Origin of the sequence: Isoptericola luteus, assembly GCF_020297055.1 — a bacterium.
In the GTDB taxonomy this organism is placed as follows: Bacteria; Actinomycetota; Actinomycetes; order Actinomycetales; family Cellulomonadaceae; genus Isoptericola; species Isoptericola luteus.
In genome coordinates this window covers 108,676-125,909 of sequence record NZ_JAIXCQ010000006.1, presented here as the reverse complement: position 1 = coordinate 125,909, position 17,234 = coordinate 108,676, and the positions used below count along the sequence as shown (strand labels likewise).

General features: G+C 73.5%; 10 protein-coding genes. 2 read left to right on the top strand and 8 right to left on the bottom strand.

What is annotated here, in order from left to right:
* Window positions 1-115 precede the first annotated feature (115 nt).
* A complete protein-coding gene (locus tag LEP48_RS10420; RefSeq protein ID WP_225565529.1) occupies window positions 116-994 on the bottom strand; it encodes a DegV family protein in 879 nt (292 codons plus the stop codon).
* Window positions 995-1,094: 100 nt separating this feature from the next.
* Between LEP48_RS10420 and LEP48_RS10415 the strand changes: the two genes are divergently transcribed.
* Window positions 1,095-2,879, top strand: coding sequence for a helicase HerA-like domain-containing protein (locus LEP48_RS10415; protein ID WP_225565528.1), 1,785 nt, complete (start codon window positions 1,095-1,097; stop codon window positions 2,877-2,879).
* A 15-nt stretch (window positions 2,880-2,894) separates the two neighbouring features.
* Here the strand turns inward: LEP48_RS10415 and LEP48_RS10410 are convergent, their stop codons facing one another.
* Window positions 2,895-5,366 (bottom strand): glycogen/starch/alpha-glucan phosphorylase, encoded by a 2,472-nt coding sequence (locus tag LEP48_RS10410; protein ID WP_225565527.1) that lies wholly within the window; start codon window positions 5,364-5,366, stop codon window positions 2,895-2,897.
* A gap of 156 nt (window positions 5,367-5,522) precedes the next feature.
* On the opposite strand from LEP48_RS10410, the gene LEP48_RS10405 reads away from it, so the two are divergent.
* Window positions 5,523-6,338, top strand: coding sequence for a hypothetical protein (locus tag LEP48_RS10405; RefSeq protein ID WP_225565526.1), 816 nt, complete (start codon window positions 5,523-5,525; stop codon window positions 6,336-6,338).
* A 4-nt stretch (window positions 6,339-6,342) separates the two neighbouring features.
* Here LEP48_RS10405 and LEP48_RS10400 read toward each other — a convergent pair whose 3' ends face one another.
* The 6 genes from LEP48_RS10400 to LEP48_RS10375 all read right to left on the bottom strand — a co-directional run bounded on the left by LEP48_RS10400 (window position 6,343) and on the right by LEP48_RS10375 (window position 17,200).
* A complete protein-coding gene (locus tag LEP48_RS10400; RefSeq protein ID WP_308010004.1) occupies window positions 6,343-9,795 on the bottom strand; it encodes an ATP-binding protein in 3,453 nt (1,150 codons plus the stop codon).
* Window positions 9,792-10,628 carry a DUF4194 domain-containing protein gene (locus tag LEP48_RS10395; RefSeq protein ID WP_225565525.1) on the bottom strand — a complete coding sequence of 279 codons (837 nt, stop codon included), beginning with the start codon at window positions 10,626-10,628 and terminating at the stop codon, window positions 9,792-9,794. The genes LEP48_RS10400 and LEP48_RS10395 overlap by 4 nt, the downstream gene beginning before the upstream one ends.
* Window positions 10,625-12,196 carry a DUF3375 domain-containing protein gene (locus LEP48_RS10390; RefSeq protein WP_225565524.1) on the bottom strand — a complete coding sequence of 524 codons (1,572 nt, stop codon included), beginning with the start codon at window positions 12,194-12,196 and terminating at the stop codon, window positions 10,625-10,627. Before LEP48_RS10390 ends, LEP48_RS10395 begins: the two co-directional genes overlap by 4 nt.
* Before the next feature lies 1 nt (window position 12,197).
* Entirely contained in the window at window positions 12,198-15,134 is a 2,937-nt protein-coding gene (leuS, locus tag LEP48_RS10385; protein WP_225565523.1) for a leucine--tRNA ligase, read from the bottom strand.
* Between the two features lie 97 nt (window positions 15,135-15,231).
* Window positions 15,232-15,888 (bottom strand): vitamin K epoxide reductase family protein, encoded by a 657-nt coding sequence (locus LEP48_RS10380; RefSeq protein ID WP_225565522.1) that lies wholly within the window; start codon window positions 15,886-15,888, stop codon window positions 15,232-15,234.
* Window positions 15,889-16,033: 145 nt separating this feature from the next.
* Entirely contained in the window at window positions 16,034-17,200 is a 1,167-nt protein-coding gene (locus tag LEP48_RS10375) for an MFS transporter (RefSeq protein ID WP_225565521.1), read from the bottom strand.
* Between the last annotated feature and the right edge of the window lie 34 nt (window positions 17,201-17,234).

Sequence of the window (17,234 nt, the reverse complement as noted above, 5' to 3'; positions counted from 1 at the left end):
CCAGGAGTTCCGGGTCACGCTGTGGACGGCGCCGCCCTGTGCACAGGTTCGGCTCCTTTTGCCGCCGGAGTCACGACCTCAGTGGTCGGCCGGGTCGCCGCCCGGCTCCGCCGTCCTACCAGGGGTCCTCGTGCACGTGGCCGCCGAGCTCCGCGACCACGACGGCGAGCGCCCCGGGGCCGGCGTGCGCCCCGAGCACGGCGCTGACGGGAGTGACGACGGGTGTCACCCCGGTCCGGTCGGCGAGCACCCGCCCGAGCTCCTCGGCGCGCTCGGGCACGCCGAGGTGGTGCACGGCGACCGCGGGACGCGCACAGGTCTGGGCGCGGGCCACGGTGAGCTCGACCAGCCGGTCGGTCGCCGCCCGCCGGGTGCGCACGCGTTGCGCGAGCTCGATCGCACCGTCACGCACGGTCAGGATCGGCCGCACGCCCAGCGCGGTGCCCAGCGCCGCCGCCGGGCCCGACAGCCGGCCACCGCGACGCAGGTGCTCCAGCGAGTCCACGAGGAAGTACGTCTGGGACGACGCCGCGACCTGGCGGGCGCGCTTCGCGACGTGCGCCGCGTCCTGGCCGTCCGCCGCGCAGCGCGCCGCCTCCTGCGCGGCGAACCCGAGCGCCATCGCGACCGTGCCAGAGTCCACGGCCCGCACGGGCAGCATGGCCCGCTGCCCCGCGGCGGCCGCCGCGTCCACCGTGCCGGACAGCATCCCCGACAGGTGGACGGCCACCACGGCGCGCGCCCCGGCGGCGGCCAGGTCGCGGTACGCGGCGGAGAAGTCCTGGGCCGGCGGCTGAGAGGTGCTCAGCCGCTCGCCGGCACGAATGCGCTCAGCCACCTCTTCGGGGGTGATGTCCACGCCCTCGAGCCAGGCCGAGTCTCCCGACACCACCCTCAGGGGGACGACGACGGGGCTCGAGGCGTCCCGCGGTGCGGCGGGCAGGCAGGCGGTCGAGTCGGTGACGACGCGAACCGTGGGAGGGGCTGAGGGCATGGCACCCGCAGTCTAGTGGCGCCCCGGCGGCCGGCTCCGCACCGCTCCCTCTCGACGGCTCGGCGCGCACGCGCCCCACCCCCGCGCTAGCGTGCCCGCCATGGGCCAGACCGCCGACGACGCCGAGCTCGCCGCGCTGCGGGCGGCCGCCACCCAGGCCGCTGCACAGGCGGCGGAAGCGAGGGCCGCGGCCGCCCAGGCAGCCCTCGAGGCGGCGGAGGCACACCGGGCCGCACCCGCCGAGGCACGCCGTGCCGCACCGAAGAGTGCGGGCGAGGCGGACCGCGCGGCGCCTCAGGAAGCCCCCGCCGGCGTCGAGCCCGGCTACGGCGACGAGGTCCGCACCGCGTACACCCACGACGGCCCGACGCTGGCGCTGGGCGCGCTGCTCACCGGCGAGGTGGGCGGCGAGGCGACGCCCGACGCGTCGGTGCAGGTCGGGTTCCCGCTGTCGATGCTCAACCGTCACGGTCTGGTGGCGGGCGCCACCGGCACGGGCAAGACCAAGACCCTGCAGGGGATGGCCGAGGGGCTGTCCGCGGCGGGCGTCCCTGTCTTCCTCGCGGACGTCAAGGGGGACCTGTCAGGTCTCGCGGTCCCCGGCCCGGCGAACGAGAAGATCGCCTCACGCGCGTCGAGCATCGGCCAGGACTGGGAGCCCACCGCGTTCCCCGTCGAGTTCTACGCCCTCGGCGGGCTCGGCACGGGCGTCCCCGTCCGTACGACCGTCACCGACTTCGGCCCCCTGCTGCTGAGCAAGGTCCTGGGGCTCAACGAGACGCAGTCGTCCAGCCTGCAGCTGATCTTCCACTGGGCGGACGCCCAGGGCCTGGCCCTGCTCGACCTCGAGGACCTGCGGGCCACGATCGCCTATCTCACCTCGCCCGAGGGCAAGGCGGAGCTCAAGGGCATCGGCGGCATCTCGACCGCGACGGCGGGCGTCATCCTGCGCGAGGTCTCCGGCCTCGGGGCGCAGGGCGGCGACGTCTTCTTCGGCGAGCCCGCCTTCGACACGGCGGACCTGCTGCGCACGGCGCTCGACGGGCGCGGGGTGATCTCCGCGCTCGAGCTGCCCGAGATCGCCGACCGGCCCGCCCTGTTCTCGACGTTCCTCATGTGGCTGCTCGCCGAGCTCTTCCAGGAGCTGCCCGAGGTGGGCGACCCGGACAGGCCGCGCCTGGTGTTCTTCTTCGACGAGGCGCACCTGCTGTTCACGGGCGCGTCCAAGGACTTCCTCACGCAGGTGGTCCAGACCGTGCGGCTCATCCGGTCCAAGGGGGTGGGCGTCTTCTTCGTCACGCAGTCGCCCAAGGACGTGCCCGCCGACGTGCTGGCCCAGCTCGGCAGCCGCGTGCAGCACGCGCTGCGCGCGTTCACGCCCGACGACGCGACCGCCCTGCGCGCGGCCGTGCGCACGTTCCCCCGCTCGCCCTACGACCTCGAGCGGCTGCTGCAGTCCCTCGGCACGGGCGAGGCCGTCGTCACGCTGCTCGACGAGGACGGGACCCCGACGCCGGTGGCCTGGACCCGCGTGCGCGCGCCGCAGTCCTCGATGGACCCGGCCCCCGCCGCCACCCTGACCGCGACCGTCGCGGCGTCGCCCGGCCAGGCCGCCTACGGGGCCTCCGTCGACCGGGAGTCCGCTGCCGAGCTCCTGGCCGAGCGCGCCCGCGCCGACCAGGAGCGCCAGGACGCCGCCGACGCCCGTGCCGAGGCCGAGGAGGCGGCCGAGCAGGCGGAGCGTCGCTCCCCCGCACCGCGGTCCACCCGCCCGTCCGGCGGACGCCCGGCCCGCAGCCCGCTGGAATCGATCCTGACGACGGTGGGCACCACGCTCGCGCGGGAGATCACGCGCACGGTCTTCGGTACCCGACGGCGCCGCTGACGTCGCGGGGCGCGGTCAGGAGCTCGGCAGCGGCTCGGCGTGCCAGATCCGCTCGAGGTAGTCACGCATCGACCGGTCGGAGGAGAAGAACCCGGACCGGGCCACGTTCAGCACGGCGGACCTGCTCCACGCCTCCGGGTCGGCGTACGCGGCGTCCACGCGCTCCTGGGCGTCGAGGTACGACTGGTAGTCCGCGAGGACCATGAAGCGGTCCTCGCCCAGCAGGTTGGACACGACCGGCTCGAACGTCGACCGGTCGCCGTGGGAGAACACGCCCGTCGCGATGAGGTGGAGCGCACGGCGCAGCGACTCGTTCTCCTCGTAGTACGACGTCGGGCGGTAGCCCCGCTCCGCGATCGCGCTGGCCTCCGGCTCCGTTAGCCCGAACAGGAAGAAGTTGTCGTCGCCCACGAGCTTGCGGATCTCCACGTTCGCTCCGTCGTCGGTGCCGATGGTCAGCGCACCGTTGAGGGCGAACTTCATGTTGCCCGTGCCGGACGCCTCCTTGCCGGCGAGCGAGATCTGCTCGGAGAGGTCGGCCGCGGGCACGAGCGTCTCCGCGACCGTGACGTTGTAGTTGGCGGGAAACGCCACGCGCAGGACGCCCGAGACCTCCGGGTGGGAGTTCACCACCGCGCCCACGTGGTTGATCAGGGCGATGATCTGCTTGGCCATGACGTACCCGGGGGCGGCCTTGGCACCGAAAACGACGGTGCGCGGGGTGACGCCCGCGACCGCCAGCTCGCCGGTGGTGATCCGGTCGTAGACGGTGACCACGTGCAGCAGCTTGAGGAGCTGGCGCTTGTACTCGTGCAGGCGCTTGACCATCACGTCGAGCATCGTCGACGGGTCGATCTCGATGCCGTCGCGGCGGCGCAGCAGGTCGACGAGGCGGTCCTTGTTCGCCGCCTTGACCTCGCGGAACCGCCGGCGGAACTCCGCGTCCTCCGCCAGGGGCTCCAGCTCGCGCAGGCGGTCGAGGTCGGTGACCCAGCCGTCGCCGATCGCCTCGGTGATCAGCCCGGACAGCCCCGGGTTGGCGAGCTTGACGAACCGGCGGGGCGTCACGCCGTTCGTGACGTTGGTGAACTTCTCCGGGAAGAACGACGCGAAGTCCGCCAGCACCTTGTCCCGGAGCAGCTGCGAGTGCAGCTCGGCGACGCCGTTGACCCTGGCCCCGCCGACCGTCGCCAGGTACGCCATGCGCACGGCCCGCTCCGGGTGCTCCGCGATGATCGACATCCGGCGCACCAGCAGCTCGTCACCACCCGAGCGCTCGCGCACGTCGGCGAGGAACTCGTCGTTGATCCGGTAGATGATCTCCAGGTGCCGCGGCAGCAGGCGCCCCATCAGCTCGACCGGCCACACCTCGAGCGCCTCCGGCAGCAGCGTGTGACAGGTGTAGGCGAAGCAGCGGCGGGTGACGTCCCAGGCGTCGTCCCACTCGAAGCCGTGCTCGTCCACCAGCACGCGCATGAGCTCCGGGATCCCGATCACCGGGTGCGTGTCGTTGAGCTGGAACACGATGCGTTCCGGCAGCCGGTGGAGGTCGAAGCCGCGCGGCAGGAGCTGGTCGATGAAGTCGCGGATGGAGCAGGCCACGAAGAAGTACTGCTGCTGCAGCCGCAGCTCCTTGCCCTGCGGCGTGGAGTCCTCCGGGTACAGCACCTTGGAGATGTTCTCCGCGAACGTCTGGGAGCGGACCGCCTCCGCGTAGTCGCCGTAGTTGAAGATCTTGAGGTCGAACGCGTGCGTCGCCCGCGCGCTCCAGAGCCGCAGCGTGTTGACGCGGCCGTTGCGGTAGCCGGGCACCATGTAGTTGTGCGGCACGCCCAGCACCCGCCAGCCCGGCACCCACCGCGACCGCTCGACGCCGTCGTCGTCCGTGTACTTCTCGGTGTGGCCGCCGAAGCCGACCGTGACCTCGTGCTCGGGGTGCGCGAACTCCCACGGCGAGCCGTACTCGAGCCAGTTGTCCGGCTCCTCGACCTGGCGGCCGTCCGCGAACGTCTGCCGGAAGATCCCGTACTCGTACCGGATCCCGTAGCCGATGGCGGGCACGCTCATCGTGGCCAGCGAGTCGATGAAGCAGGCCGCGAGCCGGCCCAGGCCGCCGTTGCCGAGGCCGGGCTCCACCTCCGCCTCGCGCAGGTCGGCGAGGTCGAGCCCGAGGCTCGCCAGGGCCTCGGTCGCGATCTCGACCAGGTCCGTGGCGATGAGCGCGTTGTCGAGCTGGCGCCCCAGCAGGTACTCGGCGGACAGGTAGGCCACGGCCTTGGGCTGCGCGCGGTAGTGGTCGACGGTCGTCTCCATCCACTGCGCCATGAGGTAGTGGCGCACCGTGCGGGCGAGGGCCAGGTACTCGTCGTTCACCGTCGACCGCTCCAGGACGGTGCCCTGGGAGAAGTTCAGCTCGCGCATGAACTCGCGCACGAACCCTTCGACGGAGTGCTCCGGGCTGCTGATCAGCGGGGTGTTCTCGGTCACGTCCCGACCCTATACACGGGGCCCCGCCCACCGCCGGTCGCAGCGGCGGTCCTCCCGCACCCGCCGGTGGCCCGAGAAGACCCCGGACTTCACCCGGTGCGGGGCGGGATGTCCCGATATGCTCCGGCTCGACCCATCGCCGGACACTGGAGATTCATGAGCACCGTGTCGAGCACCGAGCCCCGCCGCCCCGTCCACCGCCGTGCCGCAGGGTTCTTCCTGAGCCTCGCCGTCGCGCTGACCGGTGCGCTGGTTGCGGCGCCGTCGGCCCATGCCGCCGACCGCACCGCCCCGACCCGCCCGGTCGTCAGCCTCGAGCGCTGGCTCGACCCGAAGGGCCCGGACTTCGCCGGACTGTACGCCTGGAAGCCGCGCGCGACATGGACGAAGTCGCGGGACAGCCGCGGGGTGACGGGTTACCAGATCCAGACCCGCGTCGCCGGCGAGCGGGAGGCGCTGAGCGGGTGGTCGACCGTGGGAAAGACCTGGCGCTCCGCCGGGACACGCTCCTACCGCGGCCTTCTGTACGACGGCGGCGAGCTCTGCATCCGGGTCCGCGCCCGCGACGCCGCCGGGAACAAGAGCGCGTGGTCCAAGACCCAGTGCACGAACGCCCCGCTCGTCCCGATACTGAACTTCGACGTCAACAAGTCCGTCATCCAGGGTGCTGCCCACCAGCACGCCTACGCCGTGGTGAGCACGCGGAACTCCGCCTCGCTCTCCACCCGGACGAGGTACTCCTACGAGAGGGCGCGGACCATCCGCCTGTCCGTGCGCACCGGCCCCGACGCCGGGCGCATGAAGGTCTACGTGGGCAAGCGGTACGCGGGCACGGTCGACGCCAGGTCCAGCACCAAGGCGTGGCGCACGCGCAAGGTGTCGGTCGATCGTCCGACGACGGGGCGCATCCGCCTGGTTCCCGTCACCAAGGCGGAGGTGCGGACGCGGTTCGTGTGGGTCACCCGCGGATGAGCGCCTAGCCGACGAGCGTCACCAGCCGTGAGCGGCCGGTCGCGTCCTTGACGGCCTGCAGGACGACGTCGGCGTGCGGCTCCAGCGCGCTCACCTTGTCCAGCGGCGCGCCGACGACGAGCTGGAAGCCCAGCCCTCGCCACGCGCCCACCGCACGGCCGGCGAACCGGGCGTCCGCCTTGATGAACGCCTCGTCGAGGAACACGGGGGCGTAGCGCGGGCGCTCGGCGCCGGCGTCGCCGAGCTGGTAGCGCAGCGCCGCGCCGACGATGAACGCCACGAGCTCCTGCGACTCCCCGCCGGACTTGCCGGCGATGTGGTCGTAGACGCTCACGTGGTTGCCCTCGACGTCGACGCACTCCGCGCTGATGCGTACCTGGTCGCGCACGTCCACCAGCCGGCGACGCTCCGGGCTGTCCGGGCGGATCCGGTCGATGAGCCGCGACATGCGCGCGTATCGGCGCTCGTGCTCGGCCATCGGCACGTCCCCCGCGGGCGTCGTCGCCAGCTCGCGCAGCTGGCGGCGGAACGACGCGACGTCCTGCCCCTCCGCGGGCGTGGCGGTGATGCGCAGCCGGTGCTCGCCGTCGCGGAACGGCAGCGTGGCGAGGATGGTGTTGACGGGCTCCATCCGGTCCCGGATCTCCGCGACCGCCTGGGCGATCCCGTTGTTCAACCGGGTGAGCTGGTCGCCCGACATCTGGCGCAGGTGCGCCGACCACTTGCCCCGCAGCCGGTACAGCTGGGCGAACTCCAGCTCGGAGAAGATCCGCAGGAAGTCCTCGTACGACGCGTCGGGGTCGGCCCCGCGGTTCGGGTCCGGCCACGTGTCGTTGAACCGCTCGAACAGCGCCGCCAGCGCCGCACGGGCGTTGCGCTCGGCGTCGTCGGCCGCGTCCAGGTCGTGCCGCAGCTCACGTTCGACGGCGGACACCGCGGTCGTGAGGTCGGCGAGCCCGCCGCCCCCGGACGTCGCGACCGCCCCGGACCAGCCCACGGCGGCCATGAGCTCGCCCAGGTGCCGCTCCTGCTCGGGGCTGGGGGCGACGCCGTCCTCGTCCGCCCGCTCGACGGCGTCCGCGACCTGGTCCACCTGGTCGCTGAGCTGCTCCCAGGTGGCGCCGAGCTCGGTCACCCGGTTCTGTCCCTCGGCGCGCTCCCGGTAGAGCTCGGTGAGCCGGGCGCGCAGCGCGTCCTCGTCGGCCTTGAGCGCGCGCAGGACGTCGGAGCCCGCGACCAGCGCCCCGAGCCGTTCGCGGCGCTCGGCGGCCCTGGCCTCGGCCCCGGCCACGTCGATGTCGTCCCACCCCACGCGCAGCGCCTGGCTGTAGGCGACGAAGTGGTCGGCCTCGCCCTTCTGCCGCAGACGCGCCCCCGCCAGCGTCTCGGTGGCGAGCCGCAGCTCGGTGCGCGCGGCGGCGACGTCGTCCACCAGCTTCTCGAGCCGGCGGTGGTTGCTGAAGCCCAGCGCGGACGCGCGGCCCCGGCCGCCGTGGGCGCCGCGGCGGCCCTCGGTGGTCTGGCCGGTGCGCGTGAGGGCGAGGTCGTGCCGGGCCAGGTCGGCCGGGTCGTCCACGCAGACGTACGCGAACCGCTCGGCGAGCCGGCCCGCGAGCCAGCCGCCGAACGGCCCCGCCTTGATCTCGAGCCGCCCGCCCAGCAGCGAACGGTCCGTCTCCTCGTACAGCGGCAGGCCGGTGGGCACGCCCTCGAACCGGAGCCGCACCGCCGACGGCACGTCGTCGATCGCCGTGCGGAACCCCGACAGCCGGTCCTCGTCGACGAGCAGCGTCAGCGCGAAGCCGCCGAGCGCGAGGCCGGCGGCCTCCCGCCACGGCTCGTACTCCCCGCGGACCTCGAGCAGCTCGCCGACGAACGGCAGGTCCTCCACGCGCAACCCTGACGCCCGGGCGAGGGCCACGCGCGCCTCGTGCAGCTCGCGCGGGACGTTGCCCTTGCGGTCGCGCAGCGAGGCGGCCTCACGCTCCAGCTCCGCGAGCGCCTGGGCGGCCACCTTCTCCCGGGTGCTCGCGTCGAGCACCGCCTCGGACAGCGCGTCCGTGTGCCGGTCGCGCTCGTCGCGGTACCGGCGTGCGTCGGCGTGCAGCCGCTCCAGGTCACGCCGGGTGGAGACGTCGCGCTCGAGCGGCGCGACCTGACCCTCCAGCTCCGCCCGGGCGCGCCGCGCGTCGGCGAGACCGCGCTCGGCCTCGCGCACGTCGCGCTCCGCCGCCTCGATCGCGTCGCCGCCGTTCTTGCGCTGGTCGGCCCGGACCTGCTCGAGCTCGGCCTCCGCGGCGGCGATCCGTTGCTCGGCGACGGCGACCCGCTCGGCGGCCGCGCGGTGCTGGGTGCGGTTGTGCGTCTCCGCGTCGCGCAGCAGGTCGAGCTGGGTGCGGTCGCGCCAGGCCGTGAACGGCGTGGGCGACCCACCCCGCGGGCCCCCGTCGCCCTGCGAGCCCGGGGTGGCGACGGCGGCGCCGGCGGCGTCGAGCCCGAGGTCCTCGACGACGCGGCGGGCCTGGACCGCGGCGTCGATCGCCGCGCGGTGGTCCAGCATCGGGCGCAGCACGTCGACCTGACGCTGCGCGGTGTCCATCTCGTGCCGCACCTCGCTCAGCTCGTCGAAGTGCGCGACGGCGCGATCGGCGATGCGGATCGTCTCGGGCGCCGAGAGCACCATCGCCTTGTACAGGGCGTCGACCGTGGTGATCTGCTGCCCCGCCTGGATGCGGCCGAGCAGCTGCATCGCCGTGTCGCCGTCCCCGGCGGCGCCGATGCCGAGCGCCGCGTGCAGCCGCGTGGCGAACGCCTTGTCGGTGTCGAACGTCGTCAGCCCGGCGGCCGAGAGCCCCGCCCGGCCGAAGCGCTGCGCCGCGAGCGGCTCGAGCCGCCGCGCGTCGAAGTCCGCGTCGACGACGGCGCGCACCGGCGTCGTCTCGTCCGCCCGGCTCGCGCCCCGCGGCACGTACCAGGCGCGCAAGGCGGTGATCCGCTCGCCGGCCTGGGACGACCAGGTCATCGCGATCGCCGACCACGTGTCCGACGTCTCGCCGCGCAGCACCCGGTCCTTCGACGTCGCCGCACCGGTGCGCTGCTCGTCGAGCTTGCCGCGGGCGTACGAGACGACGTTGCGCTGCTCCTGCCCCCGGGCGCGCCCGCTGGTGGCCCCGTTCGACGCACCGTTGAACGGCGTGGTGTGGCTCATCATCAGCGCGATGTACGCGTCCAGCAGCGTGGACTTCCCCGAGCCGGACGCGCCCGTGAGCAGCGTCGTCGTCCCCGCGAACCGCACCTCGTGGTGCCCGTGGTACCCGCCCCAGTTGACGAGCTGCATCGAGTGCGCCACCCACTGGCGCCCGTCCGACGCCGTGGGGATCAGCCCGAACAGCGACTGCTGCATCCGGGGCGCGGCGGCAGCGGCCTCTGACGTCGTGCTCGTGCCCGTGACGGTCACGCCGTGGCCTCCTCGTCCTCGTCGACGGCGTCCGAGCCGTCGTCGGCGTCGTGGGTCTCGTCGGCCTCGTCCGCCTCACCGGCGCGGTCGGTCGTGTGGGGCGAGCCCGGACCGGACGGCGAGGGGTCGCGCAGCCAGGCGGTCAGCTCGCGCAGCCGCTCGACCGGCAGCAGGATCTCGACCACGGGCTCCACCCGGTACCGGCCCTGCGCGACCTCGTCGAGCACGTGCTCCCGCACCAGCGACGCGACCGCGTTGTCGATCTCCCGACGGCGGCCGGCGAGATTGGTCTCGTCCTGCGCGAGGAATCCGAGGGCGTAGTCCACGAGCTCCTCGGCGTCCACGTACGCCGCACGCTCGCCGACGCCCTGCTCCTGACGGAACCGGTTGCGGGCGAACAGCATGAGAAGCGTCTCGATGCGCTTGTACGGCTCGTCCTTGAGCAGCACGGGGATGCTCAGCCCTGCCTCGCGCACCTGACGCTTGTAGGCGATCTCGTAGTCGCGGTCCACCACCAGCTCGACGAAGAGATCGTGGCAGCGCGACGCGAGCACTCCCTGGTGCGCGAGCAGCGCCTTCCACTCGGCGGGGTGACCGGCGGCCGACAGGTAGCGCCGCTGCAGCACGAGCGCGAGCGCCCGGCGCGCCTGGTACGGCAGCACGCCGGTGTCCCCCGCGAACAGGGTGGTGACGTCGGCCTCGACGGCCTCCGGCTCGACGAACGTCGGGGGCCCGGGCGGCGCCGCGGGCGGCGCGCCGGTGTGGTCTTCGTGCATCGCGACCTGTGCCGTGTCGTGCGCCGCGTCGTGGTCCACCTCGGACACCTCGGTCATGCCTCCCCCTCGTCCCTGATGTTCGCCGGCGTCTCCGCCCGGGCGCCCGGAGCGTCGTCGCCGACCTCGAGCCGCACCAGCGGCAGCGCCAGGTCGCGCGTGGTGCCGTCCGCGCGCACCGTCGTCACCCGCCGCACCCGGTCCGCGGGCACGTCCCCGGCCGCCAGCACCTCGTCCAGCGCGTCGGGAGCCGCCAGCTCCAGGTAGCCGAGCAGCTCCACGGGCCGCCGCAGCTCGACGGGCGCGGAGGCGAACGCCTCGTCGGCGCTCGCCGTCCCGCGCGCGGCCAGCATGCGCGCCACGTGCGCCGTCGTCTCCGCGTAGCGCGGGCCGCCCATGCCGCGCAGCGTCGCCAGCGGGCTGCCCGCGTCGTGGTCGTCGAGGTCGTGCTGCTCACGCAGGGCCTCGGGCGGCGTCTCAGGACGCAGGTCGTGCAGCTGGTCGCGGAACCGGCCGAGCCGGGCCCGCTCGAACCACCGCAGCGGCTCGACCCGGGCGGCGCGCGCGGACGCCGGGAACCACTGGGCCATCGCCGCCGTCGCCTCGCGCAGGGCGGCGTCGAGCTCGCGGTCGCGCAGCGGGTTGTGCACCCGCAGCTGCTGCGTGATGGTGCGCGAGGCCCGGGCCTGCGCGTCGAGGACGGCGTCGACCGCCGTGAGCAGCTGCCCGTAGAGGGCACGCACCGCCTCGCGCCGGTCCTCGGGCACGTCGGCCGCGAACGGGTGGGACAGCACCGCGCGGACGCCGTCGTCCACCTGGGCCAGCAGCTGCGGGTCGCGCAGCACCTCCATCGCGCCAGCGAACGCCCGGCCCTCCGGGGTGCGGCGCATGAGGTGCTCCGACGCGTCGAGATAGTCGCCCAGCACCTCCCCCGTGGCGCGCTCGTCCTGCCGCAGGCTCGTGACGATGGCACGCTGCAGCTCGGCGATCGACTCCACGACGCGTGCGAAGTCCGCCGGGAGCTCGCGGACGAGGGACGCGACGTTGTCGAGCTGCTCCACCAGGCGGTCCGTCGGGACCTGCGTGACGGGGCCGCCCGCCTCCAGCCGCGCCAGCTCCGCCTCGGCGCGCGCGACCTCGTCGCGGGACCGTGCGATCTGCTCGCGCAGCGCCGCCTGCTGCGAGGCCCGGTCGGGGCGTGCGTCCCGGGCCAGCCCGTCGAGAGCCACCAGCAGCGTGCGGATCCGAGACTCGCTCACCAGCGACCGCGAGCCCTGGGTCCGGTCGACGAACGCCAGCGCCTCCGCGGCGTGCGAGCTCACCTGGTACTGCTCGACGCCCTCGTCGTCGAGCGAACGCACCAGCCAGCGCCCCGCCACCCAGCGTGAGCACAGGGCGCGCGCGGGCCCGTCGGGCACGTCGCGGTCGCCGGAGCGCGCCTCGGCGAGCAGGTCCTCCACCTCGACGTGCATCTGCTCCGTGGCCACCCGCGAACGACCGGGCGTGAAGATCAGCGACAGGACGGCGACGACGAGCGGGCCCTCCTTGCGGTGCAGGAGCGCCAGCGCGGGCGTGCCGAAGGCGCCCTCGCTGCGCGCGAGGGCACCCTCCAGACGGCTCGTGGACAACCTAGACGACGATGTTGACGAGCTTGGGCGCGCGCACGATCACCTTGCGCACCGGTGCGCCGTCGATCGCCCGCACCACGTTCGGCTCGGCGAGCGCCGCGGCCTCCAGGTCGGCGTCCGAGACGGACGGCGAGACCTCGATCCGGCCGCGCACCTTGCCCTTGACCTGCACGACGCAGGTCACGGTGTCCTCGACCAGGTACTGCTCGTCGGCGACCGGGAACGGCTCACGGGCGAGCGAGGCGTCGTGCCCCAGCCGGTGCCACAGCTCCTCCGCGATGTGCGGGGCGATGGGCGCGACCATGAGCACGAGCGGCTCGACGGCGGAGCGCGGCACACGGTCCAGGCCCGTCAGGTGGTTGTTGTACGTGATGAGCTTGGCGATCGCCGTGTTGGGCCGCATGTGCTCCATCTCGACGCGCACGTCGGCGACGGCGCGGTGCATCGCCCGCAGGGTCGCGGCGTCGGGCGCGTCGTCGGTCACGGTGACCTCGCCGGTCTCCTCGTCCACGACGTTGCGCCACAGCCGCTGCAGGAAGCGCTGGGAGCCGACGACGGCGCGCGTCTCCCAGGGGCGCGACAGGTCCAGCGGTCCCATCGACATCTCGTACACGCGGAACGTGTCGGCGCCGTACTGCTCGTACATCTCGTCCGGCGTGACGACGTTCTTGAGCGACTTGCCCATCTTGCCGTACTCGCGCTGCACCACCTGGCCGTTCCAGGTGTACTGCGGCTCGCCGTCGGGCCCCGGCCCCTCGGCCACCTCGGCCGCGGGCACGTGCTGGCCCCGGTCGTCGACGAACGCGTAGGCCTGGATGTAGCCCTGGTTGAACAGGGTGCCGAACGGCTCGATCGACGTGACGTAGCCCAGGTCCAGCAGCACCTTGTGCCAGAACCGCGCGTACAGCAGGTGCAGCACGGCGTGCTCGACGCCGCCCACGTACAGGTCGACGCCGCCCGCGGCACCGGACGTCGCGTTGTGCCGCGGCCCCAGCCAGTACGTCTCCAGCTCAGGGTCGACGACGGCGGTGCCCTCGGCGGGCCCGTCAGTGGCGTCCGTCGGGTCCAGGTACCGCAGGTAGTACCAGCACGAGCCGGCCCAGTTCGGCATGGTGTTGGTGTCGCGGCGGTACCGCTTCGGGCCGTCGCCCAGGTCCAGGGTGACGTGCACCCAGTCGTCGTTGCGGCCCAGCGGCGCCTCGGGCGACGAGTCGACGTCGTCCGGCTCGAACGTGCGCGGCGCGTAGTCGGGCACGTCGGGCAGGTCGATGGGCAGCATGTCGGCGGGAACCGCGACGGGGCGCTCGTCCGCGTCCCACAGGATGGGGAACGGCTCCCCCCAGTAGCGCTGGCGGCTGAACAGCCAGTCGCGCAGGCGGTACGTGGTGGTGCCCTCGCCGGCACCCTTGGCCTCCAGCCACGCGACGATCCGCTCCTTGGCGTCGGCCACGCCCAGCCCGTCCAGGGATACCTCGTCGTTCGTGGAGTTCACCGCCACGCCGTCGCCCGTGTACGCGCCGACGTGCTCGGGCGGCAGCCCGCCCGCGGGCTCGACGGTGTGGACGACGGGCAGCTCGAACGCCTCGGCGAAGTCGAAGTCGCGCTGGTCGCCGCCGGGCACCGCCATGATGGCGCCGGTGCCGTAGCCCATCAGCACGTAGTCGGCGGTGAACACGGGGACGGTGGACCCGTTCACCGGGTTCACCGCCAGGTGGCCGGTGAAGACGCCGGTCTTCTTGCCGGCGTCCGCCTGCCGCTCGACGGCGGTCTTGGACGCGGCCTCGCTGCGGTACGCCGCGACGGCCTCGATCGGCGTCGCGTACCCGCCGGTCCAGACCCCGTGGGTGCCGTCCGGCCAGGCCGCGGGCACCTCGTCCAGCAGCGGGTGCTCCGGGGCCACCACCATGAACGTGGCACCGAACAGCGTGTCCGGCCGGGTGGTGAAGACCTCGACCTGCGCGCCCGCTCCGGCCGCGTCGTGGTCCGAGGCGCCCACCACGTCGAACCGGACGTTCGCGCCGGTGGAGCGGCCGATCCAGTTGCGCTGCATCGACTTGACCTTCTCGGGCCAGTCGATGAGCTCCAGGTCGTCCGTCAGGCGGTCGGCGTACGCGGTGATGCGCATCTTCCACTGGCGCAGCGACTTGGTGAACACCGGGTAGTTGCCGCGCTCGGAGCGGCCGTCGGCGGTGACCTCCTCGTTCGCCAGCACCGTGCCCAGGCCCGGGCACCAGTTCACCGGGGACTCGTCCACGTACGCCAGGCGCTGGGCGTCGACCACGTCGCGCCGCTCGGCGTCGGACAGGTCGGCCCACGACCGGCCGTCCGGCAGCGCCCGCGTCCCGGCCTCGTACTCGGCTTCCAGCTCGCTGATCCGCCGGGCCCGGTTCGCGTCCGTGTCGTACCAGGAGTCGAAGATCTGCAGGAAGATCCACTGCGTCCAGCGCACATACTCCGGGTCGATCGTCGCGAACGACCGACGCTCGTCGTGGGCCAGGCCCATGCGGCGCAGCTGGCGCTTCATCGTGACGATGTTCTGCTCGGTCGTGGTGCGGGGGTGCTGCCCGGTCTGCACGGCGTACTGCTCGGCCGGCAGGCCGAACGCGTCGTACCCGAGGGCGTGCAGGACGTTGTCACCGCACATCATGCGGAAGCGCCCGACGACGTCGGTGGCGATGTAGCCCAGCGGGTGCCCCACGTGCAGGCCCGCCCCCGAGGGGTACGGGAACATGTCCATGATGAAGAACGGCTGACCGGTGCCGGCGTGCTCGCCCGCGCCGTCGGTCAGCGCCCCCGAAGGGTTCGCGGCGTAGAACGTGCCACGCTCCTCCCAGAGGTCCTGCCACCGCTCCTCGATCCGCCCGGCGAGGGCCGGCGTGTACCGGTGCGCGGGCTCGGTCGGGGACTGGGTGGGTGCAGGGTTCTCGGGCGTGCTCACCCGCCGGAGTCTACCGGCCGGTCAGGCGGGTGCCGGAGCGGTTCGCGGGCACCACCCGGCCCACGGTCCTCTCGGCGATCCGCGCACCCCGCCCGCGTCAGAAGGACGCGAACAGCTCCGGCCCGACGGCGAGCAGCAGCCAGCCCACGGCCACGACGTAGCCGATGACCAGCACGATCCCGCGGTTGCCCACGACGGCACGACGCAGCCCAGCGCCCGCCGGCAGGTGGCCCTCCTGGACCGCGTGGACCACCTGGAACCACAGCAGCGGCCACATGATCGTCCACACCACCAGGCAGGCCGGGCAGAGCTTGACCAGGTCGTAGAAGCTCGTCCACATGAGGAAGAAGATCAGTGCCTGACCCAGCACCGACCCGCCGAGCAGGCCCAGCCAGTACCAGCGCGGCAGGCGCACCCCCGCCAGCACCACGACCCCGGTGGTGACCACCACCGGGAACGCCGCCAGACCGATGAAGGGGTTCGGGAACCCGAGCAGCGCGCCCTGCCAGGACCCCATCGCGTCGCTGCACGACAGGAAGATGTTGATGGTGCAGCTCGCCGCGCGCTCCGGGTTGACGAAGCTCTGGATCTTCTCGTAGGAGAGCCAGAACGAGCCGGCGAAGCCGATCCCGCCGAGCACCGTCAGCAGGACGCCGAGGGTGCGGTAGGCCAGCGGGCGCACGCCGCCGGGCTGGGGATCGTCGTTGCCGTCGACGTCGGAGGAGGGTCCGTCACTCACCGTGCTCTCGGTCACGGCGCGACGGTACCGCACCCTCCTGACAGGCCGGGCGACGCCCGCTGCACCTCCGGCTCAGCGGACCCTTCGCCGGCCGCACCTGCGGTTCCGCTGCGCGCGAGTGCCTCGTCCCTCGGCCCTCACCCTGCGCTGCACCTCCGGCTCAGCCGGGGTGCGGGACGCGCTGGCGGCCGAACGCGAGCACCATCGCCAGGCCGACCAGCGTGAGCGCCAGCCCGACCCAGGCCGGCGCGAGGTAGCCCTGGCCCGCGGCGATGACGAGGCCGCCGAAGAACGCGCCGCCGGCGTTGCCGATGTTCAGCGCCGAGTGGCACAGGGCCGCGCCGAGGGACTGCGCCCGCGGCGAGAGGTCCATCAGGCGGGTCTGCATCGCCAGCCCGAGCACCTGGGACGTGACACCCAGTGCGAAGAGCGCGAGCACGGCGGGCACCGGCATCGTCCCGACGAGCGCGAACACGACGAGGGAGGCCGCGGTGGCGACGAACCCGCCGACCACGGTGCGCAGCACGTTCCGGTCCACGAGCCGGCCACCCAGCAGCGTCCCGACGGTCATGCCGACGCCGAAGACGGCGAGCACCCAGGGCACGGCCGACTCGGCCATGCCCGCGACCTTCGTGACGGTCGGCGCCACGTAGGTGTAGACGGCGAAGAGCCCCCCGAACCCGATGGCCCCGGCGGCGAAGGAGATCCACAGCGGCCCGTTGCGCAGGGTGCCGAGCTCGTGGCGCACGCTCGAGTCGACCGCGCCGTGGTCCGGGACGAACCGCCAGATGCCGAGCAACGTGGCCGCGCCCAGCACCCCGATGAGCACGAACGCGACCCGCCAGCCGAGCTGCTGGCCGACCGCGGTGGAGACCGGGACACCGATGACGTTCGCGACCGTGAGTCCGGTCATCATCATCGACACGGCGTGCCCGCGCCGGCCCGGGCCCGCCACGGCCGCGCCCACCGCGGCGCCGACGCCGAAGAACGCGCCGTGCGGCAGGCCGGCGAGGAACCGGCCGGCCACGAGCGACTCGATGCCGGGCGCGGCCGCGGAGAGCACGTTCGCGATGGTGTAGCACCCCATCAGCACCAGGAGCAGGCGCCGGCGTGACATCCGGGCGGCCGCGACGGTCAGCAGCGGCGCGCCGACGACCACGCCCACGGCGTAGGCGGTGATCGCGTGCCCGACGACGGGGTCGCTCACGCCCAGGTCGGCGCCGATCTGGGGCAGCAGGCCCATGGTGGCGAACTCGGTCGTGCCGATGGTGAAGCCGCCGAGCGCGAGGGCGAACAGCGCCAGGGACACGGGGGTGGGACGATTCACGCGACGCCTCTCGAAACGATTCGACGACGCGGCA

Bases quoted from the DNA above. Each gene is read 5' to 3' on its own strand.
- LEP48_RS10420 (WP_225565529.1), bottom strand. From the start codon at position 994: ATGCCCTCAGCCCCTCCCACGGTTCGCGTCGTCACCGACTCGACCGCC.
- LEP48_RS10415 (WP_225565528.1), top strand. From the start codon at position 1,095: ATGGGCCAGACCGCCGACGACGCCGAGCTCGCCGCGCTGCGGGCGGCC.
- LEP48_RS10395 (WP_225565525.1), bottom strand. From the start codon at position 10,628: ATGACCGAGGTGTCCGAGGTGGACCACGACGCGGCGCACGACACGGCA.
- LEP48_RS10405 (WP_225565526.1), top strand. From the start codon at position 5,523: ATGAGCACCGTGTCGAGCACCGAGCCCCGCCGCCCCGTCCACCGCCGT.